This window comes from Xanthomonas sp. LF07-6, assembly GCF_034105445.1.
GTDB classification, from domain to species: Bacteria; Pseudomonadota; Gammaproteobacteria; order Xanthomonadales; family Xanthomonadaceae; genus Xanthomonas_A; species Xanthomonas_A sontii.
In genome coordinates this window covers 79,166-93,641 of the sequence record NZ_JAXGGI010000012.1, presented here as the reverse complement: position 1 = coordinate 93,641, position 14,476 = coordinate 79,166, and the positions used below count along the sequence as shown (strand labels likewise).

Genomic DNA, 14,476 nt, shown 5'->3' with positions numbered 1-14,476 from the left:
GCCCTTCCCGCAGGAAGCGGCGCCGGCCTGCGCGGCAGCGATCAGGCCTTCTTCTTGCGCGCGGCGATGTAGGCGCGGATCTGCTGCTGCAGCACCGGCAGCGGCACCGAGCCCTGCTGCAGCACCGCGTCGTGAAAGGACTTGATGTCGAAGTCCGCGCCGAGTTCGCGCTCGGCCTCGGCGCGCAGGTCGAGGATGGTCAGTTCGCCGAGCTTGTAGCTCAGCGCCTGGCCCGGCCAGGAGATGTAGCGGTCGACCTCGGTGGTGACCTCGTGCTCGCTGAGCGCGGTGCGCTCGCGCAGGTAGGCCTGCGCCTGCGCGCGGGTCCAGCCCTTGTGGTGGATACCGGTGTCGATCACCAGGCGGCAGGCGCGCCACATTTCGTAGCTGAGCCGGCCGAAGTCCTCGTAGGGCGTGGCGTAGATGCCCATCTCCTTGCCCAGCTTCTCGGTGTACAGCGCCCAGCCCTCGCCGTAGGCCGAGATGTAGTTCTCGCGGCGGAACGCCGGCTGCGCGCCCTGCTCCTCGGCCAGCGCACCCTGCAGCGAATGGCCCGGCGAGGATTCGTGCAGGGTCAGCGCCGGCAGGTTGTACAGCGGCCGCGACGGCAGGTCGTAGGTGTTGAGCCAGTAGGTGCCGACGCCGCCGCGGCCGGCGGTCCAGAACGGGGCGATGTCCGCCGGCACCGGCACGATGGTGAAGCGCCCGCGCGGCAGCGTGCCGATGAACTTGCCGACCTCCCCATCCACACGCTTGGCGATCCATGCGGCGCGATCGAGCAGCTCCTGCGGGGTCTTCACGTAGAACTGCGGATCGGTGCGCAGGAACTGCAGGAACGCCGGGAAGGTCTTCTGCCCGGCCGGCGCGTGGAAGCCGACCTGCTGGATGATCGCGTCCATCTCCTTCTGGATCCGCGCCACCTCGCGCAGGCCGAGCTGATGGATCTGCTCGGGGTCCATGTCCAGCGTGGTGTACTCGCGGATCTGCTGCCGGTAGTAGGCCTTGCCGTCGGGCAAGGCTTCGGCCGCCAGCGTGGTGCGCGCCTGCGGCATGTACTCCTGGTGATAGAAGGTCAGCAGCTGCGCGTAGGCCGGGATCACCTTGTCGCGCAGCGTCGCCTGCGCCTGCGCGCGCAGTTGCGCCTGCTCGGCGGCGGGAATCTGCGCCGGCATCTGCTTGAACGGCGTGTACAGCACCGCCGCGGTCGGATCCTTCAGTTCGGCCACGGTGGCGATGGCGCCATCGCGGCCGTCGAGCACCGCGCGCGGCACGCTGAAGCCGCGCTTGAGCCCGGCGCGCATGTTGTCGGTCTGCTGCGCGAAGTAGCGCGGCACGTCCTCCAGCCGCGCGATGTAGGCGCGGTACTCGTCGGGCGTGCGCAGCGTGCGCCGGGCCATGAACGCCAGGTCCGACCAGAACGCGCTGTCGGAATTGAACGGCATTTCGTAGGCGCGCAGGCGCACCGACGCGGCCAGGTTCTCCACCTGCGGCCGGTACACCGCCAGGTTGACCTGGTTCTCGGGCGAAAGCTGGGTCGCATCGAGCGTGTCCAGCTGCCGCAGCACGTCCTCCCACACCTTCAGGCGCGCCGCCTGCGCCGCCGCGCCGACGTCGGGCAGATGACGGTTGTCGCCGCTGCTGTCGCTGTCCTCGTCGGCCTGGCCGAGCTGCGCCTGGCGCCAGGCCCATTCCTTCTCGTAGATGGCCTGGAAGCGCGCATCGGCGGCGCTGGCGTTGGCCGTGGCCGGCGCTGCGCTGGACGACGCCGACGACGGCGGTGCGGCCAGTGCGGGTGCGATCACGGCAAAAGCGAGCAGCAGGGAAACGGCCAGCGGGGTCTTGGCGAGCATGGGCATGGGCGGCACACGACGGGAACGGATCGCCGATGATCGCATCACCGCCCGGCCTGGCGGGTGGGCCGGAAGTCCTGTGTGGGGCAATGCAGGGAACGGAGACGCGCCTCGCAGCGGTTTTACCGGGCTGCAACTCAGGAACTGCATCGCTGGCTTAGCTATAGCTGTAGCTCTGGCCGGCTGCGGCTGCCGCTGCCGCTGCCGCTGCGCAGGATGGCTTCCCATTGTGGGAGGGACTTCAGTCCCGACGCGCGGTCGCTCCGCCTGCGACAGCATCCAGCAGCAACTGCAGCCATTGCAGCGGTCGCAGGCCTGCTGGTGCCGACATCGACCATGCGACCACAAGCCTCACCGTCGGTCTGCGCGGCATCACGCCGTCGCACTTGCACCCGAGCATGATGCCGCGCACGGCGCGGTAGCCGCCGGACACAGCCAAACCGCATCCCAGTACGGGTAGTCGCCGACGCGGCGCACCAGACCGGCGCGCAACGGGTTGGCGACGATGTAGCGCGCTGCCGGCAGCAACTGCCGCGCGTCGCGCAGTGCACGATCGTGGAACCCCTCCATCCACACGGCGCCGCCGCGGCCCCGCGCATGATTGGCCGCCCTGGCGGCGCGGCCCTTGGCATCACGCACGACGGTTGGCAGAGCCGCACCACGCTCGAGCATGACCAGCCCATGCCAGTGATCGGGCATCAGCACCCAGCACAGAAGCTGCGCGCCGGCCCAGGTATCGGCATGGCCCAGGCAGGACGCGGCTGCCCATGCGCAGCGCCAGTCCTCGAACAGGCGCTGGCGCTGCCAGGTCACTGTGGTGACCAGATAGATGCGTCCGGTCTCGCTCCAGCGTCCTGCACGAAGCGCGCGGTAACCTCGGGGAATTCTGCTGTGCATGACGCCAGGGTTGCAGGGCGGATCATGCGGGACCATCGGGGATCGACCGGTACAGGCGTGGGGAAACTCACAGGCGTGGCGTCAGAAAGCCGGTGCTCGCTGCTGTGTGAAGCAGTGGGCGGCACTACCGAGACCTGGAAGGTTCACACGTCGGGACTGAAGTCCCTCCCACATGTGGAGCCTTGGCGTCATCGGCGGCAATGACGGTAGAACCACTGAGATGTGGAAGATGCGCGCGTCGGGACTGAAGTCCCTCTCACAGTGGCGGGTCGCGATCGGAGAGTGTTACGTGCCGCCTGCGATCATGCGCCGCCTGCAATCGCGCGCAGCGGCACCGCACTCAATGCGAGGCGCGGTCGCGGTGCCAGCCGCGGTGCTTGATGTCCAGGTACAGGCTGTAGAAGGCGGTGAAGGCGGGGAACAGGTTCTGCAGCACACCCACCGAGTCCTGCTTGGCCGAGAACATGAAGTAGCTCAGCGTCATCAGGCTGCCGATCACGCTCATGTACCAGAACAGACGCGGGATCACCGGCTTGCCGGCGCGCTTGGAGGCGACGAACTGCACCAGCCAGCGGCCGCCGAACATCAGTGCGCCGACGTAGCCGATCAGCTTCCAGCCGGTGACGTGCAGCCCGGTCCAGTACAGCGCCTGGATCGGTTCGTTGAGGAAATGCGCGTCCATCTCAGCGCTCCTGCACCGCGGTGCGGCGGCTGCGCGCGATCAGCCAGGCCACGCCGCGCAGGTCGCGGATGCCGACCAGGGCGCGGTTGAGGTTGTTGTACTTGGAGACGCCGGAGGTGCGGTGACGGTGATTGACCGGCACGCTCAGGGTCTGCCAGCCGGCGCGCTGCATCAGCGCGGGCAGGTAGCGGTGCATGTGATCGAAGTACGGCAGGTCCAGGAACGCCTCGCGCTCGAACAGCTTGATGCCGCAGCCGGTGTCCGGGGTGTCGTCGCGCAGCATGCGTGCGCGGATCGCGTTGGCCCACTTCGATGCCCAGCGCTTGCTGCCCGAATCCTGCCGCGACACCCGCCAGCCGGCGAACAGCTTGACCAGCGGCTCTGCGGCCTGGCGCGCGGCCAGCAGCTTGGGGATGTCGGCCGGATCGTTCTGGCCGTCGCCGTCCAGGGTGGCGATCCACAGCCCGCGCGCGGCCTTGACGCCGTTGCGCACCGCGGTGCTCTGCCCGCTCTGGCTGACATGGTGCAGCACGCGCAGCTCCGGCGTGGACGCCTTCAGCCCTTCGAGCACCGCCAGGGTGTCGTCGCGCGAATGGTCGTCGACGTAGACGATCTCGAAATCGATCGTGCCGCGCAGCGCGGCGACGATCTCGGCGACCAGCGGCGGCACATTGTCGCGCTCGTTGAACACCGGGACGACGACGGAGAGAGAAAGCTGGCTCATGGATTCGGCAAGGCTGGGCGCGGGGCGCGCGTGGGGGAAAAAGCGGCAGGCATTGTGCCGCGAACCGATGATCCGCGGATGAAGCGTCAGGCGGCGGCGCCGAAATACTCCCGGCACCAGGCCACCACCTGCGGCAGGCCGACCTCGATCGGGGTACTCGGATCGAAGCCGAACGCGGCGTGGGCCCGCGCAGTATCGGCCATCGTCTCGATCATGTCGCCCGGCTGCATCGGCCGATACTGTTTCTCGGCGCTGCGCCCGGCGGCGTCCTCGATCACCGCGATGAAGCGCTCCAGTTCCACCGGGGTGTGATTGCCGAGGTTGAACACGCGATGCGGCACCGGCTCGGTGGAGGGGTGATCGAGTGCGCCGAGCACGCCGGCGACGATGTCGGCGACGAAGGTGAAGTCGCGGCGCATGCGGCCGTGGTTGAACACCTCGATCGGGCGCCCGGCCAGCACCGCGCGGCTGAACAGCAGCGGCGCCATGTCCGGACGGCCCCAGGGGCCGTACACGGTGAAGAAGCGCAGCCCGGTGGCGCGCAGGCCGTACAGCTGCGCGTAGGTATGGGCCATCAGCTCGTTGGCGGCCTTGGTCGCCGCGTACAGCGAGCGCGGCTGGTCGATGCGCTGATCCTCGGAGAACGGCGGCGTCGCCGAATCGCCGTACACCGAGCTGCTGGAGGCATAGACCAGATGCTCCACGCCGCGGTGCCGGCACAGCTCCAGCATGTTGACGAAACCGACCAGGTTGCTGTCGACGTAGGCGTAGGGGTTCTGCAGCGAATAGCGCACCCCGGCCTGCGCGGCCAGGTGCACCACGCGGGTCGGCTGCACCTCGTCGAACAGCGCGGCCAGGCCGTCGCGGTCGGTCAGGTCCAGGGTGCGGATGTCTGCGTTCGCGCACAGCGCGGCGACGCGGTCGCGCTTGAGCTGCGGGTCGTAGTAGTCGTTGTAGTTGTCCAGGCCCACCACCAGTTGCCCGGCGGCGCGCAGCGCACGGACGGTGTGGGCACCGATGAAGCCGGCGGCGCCGGTGACGAGGATGGGCATGGCGAAAGTCCTGGAAAGCGTGGAACAGCGTGCGCGGTGTGTGGATCGGAACGGCAGGTCAGAACAGCCCGAAGCGCTTGCGGGCGACATTGGGCCGGGCGGGATCGATCACGTCCTGCAGGCCCTTGGCGTCGAAGCGGTCCATCAGCGCCTCGGCGCCCTTCTTCAGCTTGAGCGCCATTTCTTCCGGATACAGCGGCACCAGGGTCATGAACACGATGGTCTTGTCGGCATCGACGACCAGTTCCCCAAACGCCTCGGGCGTGCTCACCGGCGGCAGCACGATCGCCCCGTCGAAGCCGACGCCGGGCGCGTACGGTTCGGCCGGGTGACCATTGGGCACGGTGTGGCCGAAGCCCAGCCAGGTGTCGTACTTGTGCGGCAGCCGCGCCAGGGTCTTGAGCAGGCGCAGCGGCCAGTAATGGCGCTCATCCTGGAAATCGTCCTGGGTGATCGGCCAGTCGGGCGGCAGGGTCAGCATCAGCTCCATGAAGTGCGGCGCCCCCACGCCCTCGGGCACGGCCATCGGCAGGTCGCTCATCCCCGAGGTGACCAGCCGCAGATACGGCACCTCGTCGGTGGCGGGCACCACGTGCACATCCAGGTGCACGGTGTCGGAGATGATCTCGTGCAGCACGCCGGCGACCGACCCCAGGTGGCGTTCGATGTGCGCGCCGATCTGCTCCAGGCAGGACTCGCCGCTCGCCAGCGCGAACGGTTTTTCCTCGCGGTGGTGCAGGATCGGGCTGCCGCCCGGGCTGATCTGCGTGTCCTCGTTGCTCATGCAATGCTCCGGTTGCTGGCCAGCGCCGCGGCGCGCGGCCTCAGCGCAGGGTCAGCGGCGCGTCCTTGGCCAGCGCCGCCTTGCGCTCCTTGCTGAATTCCCACCACGGACGCGGCGTCTCGCCCTGCATGAAGCGCACGATCGACAGGAACACGTCGATCACGCAGTGGTCGTGCATCACCCCGGTGCGCAGGCACAGCTGTGCGTACATGTCGTAGGGATCGCGGCCCTGCAGATGCGCCGGCACGCGGATGCCGATCAGGCGCAGGTCCTTCTCGCAGGCCGGCCCGACGTTGGGCAGGTCGGTCAGGCGCAGCAGGTGGTGACGGTCGACCTTGCTGGGATGCATGGCGGAGGCGGTCCTGGCGGACGCGGGCGGCGGCGCTCAGGCCTGCCGCGGGCGCAGTTTCTCGAGCACGCCGTCCAGCGTGTCCAGGTCGGTGTAGTGGATCACCAGCTTGCCCTTGCCGCCGCGGCCATGGGCGATGGACACCTTGGTCCCCAGCGACTCGGACAGCTCGGTTTCCAGCGAGGCGATGTCGGCCTGCGGCGCGGTGCGCGCTGGCTTGGCCTTGCGGTTGCTCGGCACCTTGCCGGCGGCGAACTGCTGCGCACGGTGCTCGACCTCGCGCACCGACCAGCCCTGGTCGGCGGCATCGGAGGCCAGGCGGCTGGCCAGCTCCGGCGACAGCGTCAGCAGCGCGCGCGCATGGCCCATCTCCAGGCGCCGCGCTTCCAGCAGCGCGCGGATCGCCGGCGGCAGTTCCAGCAGGCGCAGCAGGTTGGACACCGACGCGCGCGAGCGGCCCACCGCCTCGGCGGCCTCGGCGTGGGTCAGCGAGAACTCGTCGATCAGCCGCTGCAGCGCCTGCGCCTCTTCCAGCGGGTTGAGGTCCTCGCGCTGGATGTTCTCGATCAGCGCCATGGCGATGACGGTGCGATCGTCCAGCTCGCGCACCACCACCGGCACCTCGCTGAGGCCGGCCAGCTGCGAGGCGCGCCAGCGGCGTTCGCCGGCGACGATCTCGAAACTGCCCGGCGCCAATTCGCGGGCGACGATCGGCTGGATCACGCCCTGCGCCTTGATCGACTCGGCCAGCTCCTGCAGCTTGGCCTCGTCCATCTCCTGCCGCGGCTGGTACTTGCCCGGCTGCAGCTGCCCGACCGGCAGGCGGCGCAGGCTTTCGCCAGGCTGCACTTCGGCGGTGGGCGCCGGCGCGGCCGCGCCCTTCGGCCCCAGCAGCGCTTCCAGGCCACGGCCTAGGCCGCGCTTCTTCGCTCCGAGGGCGGGGGGCTTGGCGCTCATCAGATGGTCTCCATGGCCGGCATCGGCCGATTGCGTTCGTTGCGGCGGCGCACGATCTCGCCGGCCAGTCCCAGGTAGGCGACGCCGCCACGCGAGGTGCGGTCGTAGCCGACGATGCTCTGGCCATGGCTGGGCGCCTCGGCCAGGCGCACGTTGCGCGGCACGATGGTGCGGAACACCTTGTCGCCGAAGTGGTTGGTCAGCTCCGCCGATACCGCGTTGGCCAGGTTGTTGCGCACGTCGAACATGGTGCGCAGCACGCCTTCGATCTCCAGCGCCGGGTTCAGCTCGGCGCGCAGCGCCTCGATGGTCTCCAGCAGCGCGGTCAGCCCTTCCAGCGCGTAGTACTCGCACTGCATCGGCACGATCACCGAGTCGGCGGCGGTCAACGCGTTCAGGGTCAGCAGCGACAGCGCAGGCGGGCAGTCGATCAGGATGAAGTCGTAGGCCTCGCGCAGCGGCGCCAATGCGGTCTTCAGCCGCTGCTCGCGCGCCGGCTGGTCCATCAGCTGGATCTCGGCGGCGGTGAGATCGATATTGCCCGGCAGCAGGTCGAAGCCTTCCGGCGCGGTCACCCGGATCTGTTCGGCGCTGCTCTCGCCGAGCAGCACGTCGCAGGTGGAGGCGGCCAGCTCGCGCTTGTCGATGCCGCTGCCCATCGTCGCATTACCCTGCGAGTCCAGGTCCACCAGCAGCACGCGCTGCGACTGCCGCGCCAGCGACGCGGCCAGGTTGACCGCGGTGGTGGTCTTGCCGACGCCGCCCTTCTGGTTGGCGATGGCGATGATGCGGGCCATGCGGGAGCCTCGTCGGCGATGGGGTGGGACCGGGCATTATGCGGTCACAGCCCCCCCTGGCGGAAATCGGGGCCGGCCGCGGCCGCCGCTCAACCGCGCTCGACCACTACCAGGTGGCGGTCGGCGCCCAGGCCGGGGACCTGCAGCGGGTGCACCGTCGGCGCCACCCAGCCCGGCGGCAGCGCGGCGATCTCCTCGTCCGGGCGTACGCCCTTCATCGCCAGCAGGCGCCCGCCCGGGCGCAGCAGGTGGCCGCCGACGGCGACGATGCCGGCCAGGGTGTCCAGCGCGCGTGCGGTCAGCAGGTCGTAGGCGCCGGCCTCGTCCAGCGCCTCGGCGCGCGACTCGGCCACGCGCGCGTTGTCCAGGCGCAGCTGGCGTACCGCCTCGCGCAGGAACCGCGCCTTCTTGCCGTTGCTTTCGACCAGGGTCACCCGCAGCTGCGGCCGCGCGATCGCCAGCGGAATGCCGGGCAGCCCAGGACCGGTGCCCAGGTCGGCCAGCGCGCCCTCCTGGGCGAACGGCTGCATCGCCAGCGAATCCAGCAGATGGCGGGTCACCATCTCGTGCGGGTCGCGGATCGCGGTCAGGTTGTAGGTGCGGTTCCAGCGCGTCAGCAGCGCCAGATAGGCCAGCAGCGGCGGCGCCAGCGCGGCCACGTCCAGGCCTTGCGCGTGCAGGCCCTGCTCAAGCGCGACGCGGACGGAATCGGGAAGAGAGGCATCGGTCATCGGCGGATTATCGCAGGTGCCGCCGCTGCCGCACTCTGGCCGAGGCATTTCCCGGAACGCATAGAGGATCAGCACCCGCCTGGGGCGGTCAGGCTCCCAACATCCGTGCGAGGCCAGGTACCGGGTAGTATTCGAACGCCTTGCCGACCCGTTGCTTGTAGAGCAGGCCCGCGGCGACCAGGGAATTCAGGTCGCCCAGCGCTGTTGGATAGGTGATCGTGTGCGCCGACCGATGTCCGGCCACGGTGTATGGCCGGTCAGGATCCTTCAGTGCATTGGCCAGCAAGGCGCGCTGCCTGTGATTCAGCACAGCGTCGCCCACATGCGCCTTGCGCAGCACGTGACGCGCAAGCCGATCTTCCTGCTGCTTCTTCGCGATATACGTGTGCAACGCCTGGATGGACTGCTCGATCGCTTCCAACTGCTGCGAGACGAAATAGCTCAGATCGGCGCCATCGCTCTCGGTGTAGAGATACGCCCGCATGTATTTCCCGGGCGACTTCTTCAATATGCTCGAAATCGACAGATATTCGGTCAACCAGTAACCGGAGTTCATCATGCTCCAGTAGAAGAGCGCCCTGGCCGTCCGTCCGTTCCCATCAACGAATGGATGGTCGTAGCCGATCTGGAAGTGAATTGCGATGGCGCGCACGACAGGATGGATGAAGGTTTCGCTCGCCGTGTCGTTCGCGAACGCGCAAAGCCGTCTCATCCTATCCGCCACTTGGATTGCAGGCGGCGGGACATGCAGCAGCGTCGGCGGGGAATCTCGGTCGTAGATGACGACATTGTCTCCCACCGAACGATATCGACCAGAATATTCCGCGCTTTCCAGCGTCCCGTCCGTCAGGATGCTATGCAGCTCCAGCACCTCCTCGGGCGTGATTGGCCGCTTCCCCCTGTCGCGAATCATGTTCATCGCGAGGTAGTTGTTGTAGATCATTCGCTCCGACTGATCGCGCGGCAGTCTGCCAGTCGATAGCATCTCTTTTGCAACCGCGCGGGTGGTAGCGGCTCCCTCAAGCTGGGACGAAGTCATGGCCTCCTCGATCAGCGAACGGATCAGAAATCTATTCTGCCCACCGCTGCTCTCCATTCCTTTGATCGCCCCAGCCGCCTCGCGATCAATGTAGTGAAGTCTGCGCTGCATCGAATCGGTAATGGAAACGACGAAGTTCTCGTCGTCTTTGTCCACCAGATCAAGTTCGCGTGCCAGCGCTTGACGGCTCCACTTGATGCCAGCCCACCATTCTTCTGTAGTGAGGCCGTCTGGCGCGACTCTATGCCTGAGTTTGTCCCAGTGTTCGTAGCTTCCAGCCACCTCGGGACCGATCTTCGACCTGAACACCCTCATCATGCGTTCAGGTTCATCAGCAAGAAGACGCCAGCTGTCTGGGGGCGACACAGGGAGCTTCATCGCGTTTTCCTATAAAAAACGTATATCTTTTTACATCAAATTACACCAAAGCACGACCTGCCCAGCCAACGAGGTCGACATCGGAATCACAGGGCTGCAACACGATCCAGAGGCATGGAACCTACGGCAGCCCTGGCCACCAGGCCAGCGCCGCCCGGTAGCCGGGCGCGGCCTCCCATTCGTGCAGGTGCCAGGCCTCGGCCGTGCCCAGGCCCGGGTCGCACCAGACCAGGCGCAGCGCGCCGCCGGCGTCCTCGGCGAAGCGCAGCCGGTGCAGGCCGAAGGCGATGCCGTGACCATGCGCCTTGAGTAGCGCTTCCTTGGCGCACCACAGGCGGAAGAACAGCGCCTCGCGCGCCGGCGCCGCCAGCGCGGCCAGCAGCGCGACCTCGTCCGGGTGGAAGAAGCGCTGCGCCAGTTCCAGCAGGAGCGGCCGTGGCCGCTGGCGCTCGATGTCCACCCCCAGCCGCGCGTGCGCGGCCACCGCCACCAGCAGGTAGTCGCCGCTGTGGCTCCAACCGGTGTCCACGTGCGCCAGCGGTGCATGCAGGCCGGGCCGGCCGCGGGCGTCGCGGCGCAGCGGCAATTGCGCCGCCGGCACCGCCAGTTCGCCGGCCAGCAGGCGCCGCGCCTGCGCCTCGCCGGAGGTCCGCGGCGGATGCGGGCGCAGCCACAGTGCCACCGGGCCGAGGCGCCAGTCCGGCGGCTCGGCGCCGTCGGCCACGGGCGGCGTCGGCGCGCTCACGCCGCGCCCACAAAGCGCAATGACCGCTGCGCGGCGGGGCCGACGCTATACGGCCGCTTCACGGCGGCGCTTCTTAAATGACGCGCACCCCACCGCTCCTGGTGCGGGCCGAACCGAGGAGTCTGACGCATGGGCATCATCATCTGGTTGATCGTCGGCGGCATCGTGGGCTGGCTGGCCAGCATCATCATGCGTCGTGACGCACAGCAGGGCATCATTCTGAACATCGTGGTCGGCATCGTCGGCGCGCTGATCGCCGGCTGGCTGTTCGGCGGCGGCATCAACCAGGCGATCACCCTGTGGACGTTCCTGTACTCGTTGATCGGCGCCATCATCCTGCTGGCGATCGTCAACCTGTTCACCCGCGGCCGCGCGCGCTGACACAGCGCCCTCGCCGCTTGCGCAAACGCCCGGTTCGCCGGGCGTTTTGCGTTTGCGGCCCCGCTCACGGCGCAGCGCGGTCGGCCGGATGGCGCACGCCGTCCTCGACCGGCACCGCAATGGCCAGCGCATACGGATCCACGCCCTCCAGGCAACCGACGTTGTAGCCGTACAGGCTGGGATCGGAGCGGCGCCGATGATGCGTGTAGATCCCGCAGGTGCCGCAGAAATAATGCTGCGCGGTATGCGTGTGGAACTGGTACAGGCGCAGCGCCCGCTCGCCCTGGCGGACATGCAGGGCCGCCAGCGGCACCGAGGCGACGATGGCGCCGCGGCGCCGGCACAGCGAGCAGTTGCAGCGGCGCGGGTCGACGATGCCCTGCGGCAGCTCCAGGTCGATCTGCACCGCACCGCAGTGGCAGCTGAGCCGGTGCAGCGGCGCGATCGCGGTATCGCCGACCTTGTCGATGCAGCGGCGCACGTGGCGCTCGCTCATGCCGCCGGCTCCAGCTCGACCCAGGCCGGCGCGTGATCGCTGGGACGGTCCCAACTGCGCGGTTCGCGGTCGATGCCGGCACCGCGGGTGCGCGCCTTCAGCGCCTCGGACACCAGGGTCAGGTCGATGCGCAGCCCCAGGTCGCGGCGGAAGCCGGCCTGGCGGTAGTCCCACCAACTGAAGATGCCGCCGTCGGCATGGTGCAGGCGGAAGCCGTCGTGCAGGCCCAGGCCGAGCAGCTTGTGCAGGGCGCCGCGCTCGGCGGTGGAAGTGAGGATGTGGTTGTCGCTCCACACCAGCGGGTCGTGCACGTCGCGCGCGTCCGGGGCGATGTTGAAGTCGCCCAGCACCACCAGCCGCGGATGCCGCTGCAGCTCGTCGGCCAGCCAGGCGTGCACCGCCTCCAGCCAGCGCAGCTTGTAGGCGTACTTGTCGGTGCCCACGTCCTGGCCGTTGACCACGTACAGATTGACGATGCGCAGGTCGCCGATGGTGGCGGCGATGGCGCGCTTCTGCTCGTCCTCCAGGCCCGGCACGCCGATCTGCACGTCGCCGATCGGCAGGCGCGACAGGATCGCCACGCCGTTGTAGGTCTTCTGCCCGGCGAACACGCTGCGGTAGCCGGCCTCGGCCAGCGCCGTGCCGGGAAACTTGTGGTCCTCCAGCTTGGTCTCCTGGATCCCGACCACGTCCGGCGCGAACGCGGCCAGCCACTGTTGCAGGTGCGGCAGGCGCACGTTGAGCGAGTTGACGTTCCAGCTGGCGATCTTCAAGGGAAATCCGGGACGGGGAAGCCGGCCGCTATTCTGACCGCAGCCGCCGCGGCGGCCAAACCGCGGGCACCAGGCCGTTCAGCGCCGCGCGCAGCACTGCGCGAACAGCGCAGGCGCCAGGCTCAGCGCCTGCTGGCGCTGCGCCTCGTTCAAGCCATCGAGCAGTTCGTCGGCACCGAGCGCCTGTTCCGGCGGCGGGAACGGCCGCTCCGGCGCCTGCCGCGCGGCCAGTTGCCAGGCCGCGGCGTACGGCGGATCGGCCACCGCCAGCCAGGGCGCGCGCAGCAGTTGCGCCAAGGCGTCGATCGACGTGCGGTCGCCGTGCAGCGCGCGGTCTTCCAGTTGCGTCACCACGTCCTCGGCATCGCGCTCGTCGGCGGCCGACAGCGGAGCGCGTTGCCCTTCCGCGTCGACGCTGCCGGCGCGCGCGACCAACTGCGCCACGCGCTGCGCCAGCAACTGGCGTTGCGCATCGGCATCGCCGCGCGCGGCCGCACTGCGCAGCATCGCCTCGATCTGCACGGCATCGAGCCCGGCAACGCCGCGGCAGGCCGCGAGACGTTGCCGTTCGGCCGCCCGGCGTGCCGCGACGGCCGCGGCGTCCTCGGCGTCTGCACCCGGCAGCACCACCGGGCGGGACGGTGGCGCTTGCGCGCGTTGCCGGCAATCCAGCGCCAACAGCGCGGTGGCGGTCAGACGCTGCGCCTCGCTGGTGCCGGCCGCCAGCGCCGCATGGGGCGGCGTGGTCGCGGACATCGCCAACGGCGACGGTGCTGCCGAGCGCGGTAGAGCCGTTGCCTGCACCTTGCTCGCGGCAACGGCGGGTGCGGCCGTCGGCGGCATCAGCTTCGCCGCGAGCGCGACCATTCCCACGACCACAACGCCGGCGAACCAACACAGCGGGCGCCGCATCGCCGCCATGCTCAGCGCGCCGCGGCGGTGTAGGCGTCGCGGTCGAACGCCATCGGCTGCGCCTGGCGCAGGCGCTGCATGGCGTCGGCCGCCGCCTGCTCGCGCAGTTGCAGGTCGATCTGCCCGCGCACCGCGCCGAAGCGCGCCACGGTTTTCTCATCGAGCCGGATCAGGTGGTAACCGTCGGGGCCGCGCACCGGCGCGGAGACCTGGTCCACTGCGAGCTGGCGGATCGGGGCGTCGAACGCGTCGGCCAGATAGCGGCCGAAAGTCGGCGACAGCTGTCCGCCCTCGCCGGCGGTGGCGGTGTCGTCGGACTCGCGCATCGCCAGCGTGGCGAAATCGGCGCCGCCGTCGAGCTGGCGCTTGAGCGCTTCGGCGCGCTGCAGAGCCTGCGCCTCGGTCAGGGTGTGCCCGCTGCGCGGCCCGCCCTGCGGATGCAGGGCGACGAACAGATGGCGCAGGTGATATTCGGTGTAGTCGTCCGGATGCGCGACGAACTGCCGGCGCAGCATCGCCTCGTCGATGTGCGCGTCGGCGCTGAGCCGTGCCTGCGCGGCGTCGGCCAGGATCGCGTCGGCGGCGCGACGCAGGCGCGCGGCCACCACCGGGTCGTCCTGCAGGTGCTGCTGCCGGGCCTGGTCGAGCAGGATCGCGCGGTCGGCGAAACGGCGCACCACCGAGTCATCGTCGATGCCGGCAGCGCCGCGCGTGGCGTCGCCGGCCAGGGCACGGTATTCGCTGGCGGTGAACTGCTGCGCACCGACGCGCAGCACCACCGGGTCGGCGGTGGCGGGCTCGGCGGCCGGCGCAGCCAGGGCGGCGAACGCGGCCAGCGCGCAGGTGGCCAAGGTGATGGACCTGGCCACGGCGGATTTGGCGAAAGACAGGGACATGCGCTTCTCCAGGAGAGGGCGGCGCGCGACGCA

General features: G+C 69.3%; 17 protein-coding genes. 1 reads left to right on the top strand and 16 read right to left on the bottom strand.

Going from position 1 to position 14,476, the window contains the following annotated elements:
• Positions 1-41 precede the first annotated feature (41 nt).
• From SLW56_RS16605 to SLW56_RS16550, 12 genes are all read right to left on the bottom strand, one after another.
• Positions 42-1,856: a DUF885 family protein gene (locus SLW56_RS16605; RefSeq protein WP_320695192.1), complete on the bottom strand. Its 1,815-nt coding sequence runs from the start codon at positions 1,854-1,856 to the stop codon at positions 42-44.
• A 366-nt stretch (positions 1,857-2,222) separates the two neighbouring features.
• Positions 2,223-2,747: a transposase gene (locus SLW56_RS16600; protein ID WP_017913884.1), complete on the bottom strand. Its 525-nt coding sequence runs from the start codon at positions 2,745-2,747 to the stop codon at positions 2,223-2,225.
• 340 nt (positions 2,748-3,087) lie between these two features.
• Positions 3,088-3,429, bottom strand: a complete 342-nt coding sequence (locus SLW56_RS16595) for a lipid-A-disaccharide synthase N-terminal domain-containing protein (protein ID WP_017908747.1) — start codon at positions 3,427-3,429, stop codon at positions 3,088-3,090.
• 1 nt (position 3,430) lies between these two features.
• Positions 3,431-4,153, bottom strand: coding sequence for a glycosyltransferase family 2 protein (locus SLW56_RS16590; protein WP_010342743.1), 723 nt, complete (start codon positions 4,151-4,153; stop codon positions 3,431-3,433).
• Between the two features lie 86 nt (positions 4,154-4,239).
• On the bottom strand, positions 4,240-5,205 hold the full coding sequence (locus SLW56_RS16585; protein ID WP_295948222.1) for an NAD-dependent epimerase/dehydratase family protein: 966 nt from the start codon (positions 5,203-5,205) through the stop codon (positions 4,240-4,242).
• A gap of 58 nt (positions 5,206-5,263) precedes the next feature.
• Entirely contained in the window at positions 5,264-5,989 is a 726-nt protein-coding gene (locus SLW56_RS16580) for a suppressor of fused domain protein (protein ID WP_320695191.1), read from the bottom strand.
• A 40-nt stretch (positions 5,990-6,029) separates the two neighbouring features.
• Complete coding sequence (locus SLW56_RS16575) at positions 6,030-6,338, bottom strand: helix-hairpin-helix domain-containing protein (protein WP_017917017.1); 309 nt, start codon at positions 6,336-6,338, stop codon at positions 6,030-6,032.
• 36 nt (positions 6,339-6,374) lie between these two features.
• Positions 6,375-7,295, bottom strand: a complete 921-nt coding sequence (locus SLW56_RS16570) for a ParB/RepB/Spo0J family partition protein (protein WP_267084009.1) — start codon at positions 7,293-7,295, stop codon at positions 6,375-6,377.
• Complete coding sequence (locus tag SLW56_RS16565; protein WP_017913880.1) at positions 7,295-8,092, bottom strand: AAA family ATPase; 798 nt, start codon at positions 8,090-8,092, stop codon at positions 7,295-7,297. Before SLW56_RS16565 ends, SLW56_RS16570 begins: the two co-directional genes overlap by 1 nt.
• An 89-nt stretch (positions 8,093-8,181) precedes the next feature.
• Positions 8,182-8,823, bottom strand: coding sequence for a 16S rRNA (guanine(527)-N(7))-methyltransferase RsmG (rsmG, locus tag SLW56_RS16560; RefSeq protein ID WP_267084010.1), 642 nt, complete (start codon positions 8,821-8,823; stop codon positions 8,182-8,184).
• An 88-nt stretch (positions 8,824-8,911) separates the two neighbouring features.
• Complete coding sequence (locus SLW56_RS16555) at positions 8,912-10,240, bottom strand: Fic family protein (RefSeq protein WP_320695190.1); 1,329 nt, start codon at positions 10,238-10,240, stop codon at positions 8,912-8,914.
• A 121-nt stretch (positions 10,241-10,361) separates the two neighbouring features.
• A complete protein-coding gene (locus SLW56_RS16550) occupies positions 10,362-10,985 on the bottom strand; it encodes a 4'-phosphopantetheinyl transferase superfamily protein (RefSeq protein ID WP_320695189.1) in 624 nt (207 codons plus the stop codon).
• A 129-nt stretch (positions 10,986-11,114) separates the two neighbouring features.
• Between SLW56_RS16550 and SLW56_RS16545 the strand changes: the two genes are divergently transcribed.
• Positions 11,115-11,366, top strand: a complete 252-nt coding sequence (locus SLW56_RS16545) for a GlsB/YeaQ/YmgE family stress response membrane protein (protein ID WP_017908994.1) — start codon at positions 11,115-11,117, stop codon at positions 11,364-11,366.
• A 64-nt stretch (positions 11,367-11,430) separates the two neighbouring features.
• Here SLW56_RS16545 and SLW56_RS16540 read toward each other — a convergent pair whose 3' ends face one another.
• The 4 genes from SLW56_RS16540 to SLW56_RS16525 form a co-directional block, all read right to left on the bottom strand.
• Entirely contained in the window at positions 11,431-11,862 is a 432-nt protein-coding gene (locus SLW56_RS16540) for a GFA family protein (protein WP_295957646.1), read from the bottom strand.
• The gene (gene xth, locus SLW56_RS16535) at positions 11,859-12,635 is read right to left on the bottom strand and encodes an exodeoxyribonuclease III (RefSeq protein ID WP_320695188.1); all 777 of its coding nucleotides are present in this window, start codon (positions 12,633-12,635) and stop codon (positions 11,859-11,861) included. The genes SLW56_RS16540 and xth overlap by 4 nt, the downstream gene beginning before the upstream one ends.
• Before the next feature lie 78 nt (positions 12,636-12,713).
• Positions 12,714-13,391, bottom strand: a complete 678-nt coding sequence (locus SLW56_RS16530; protein ID WP_320695187.1) for a hypothetical protein — start codon at positions 13,389-13,391, stop codon at positions 12,714-12,716.
• Positions 13,392-13,558: 167 nt separating this feature from the next.
• Positions 13,559-14,443 (bottom strand): peptidylprolyl isomerase, encoded by an 885-nt coding sequence (locus tag SLW56_RS16525; RefSeq protein WP_320695186.1) that lies wholly within the window; start codon positions 14,441-14,443, stop codon positions 13,559-13,561.
• Positions 14,444-14,476: the final 33 nt, after the last annotated feature.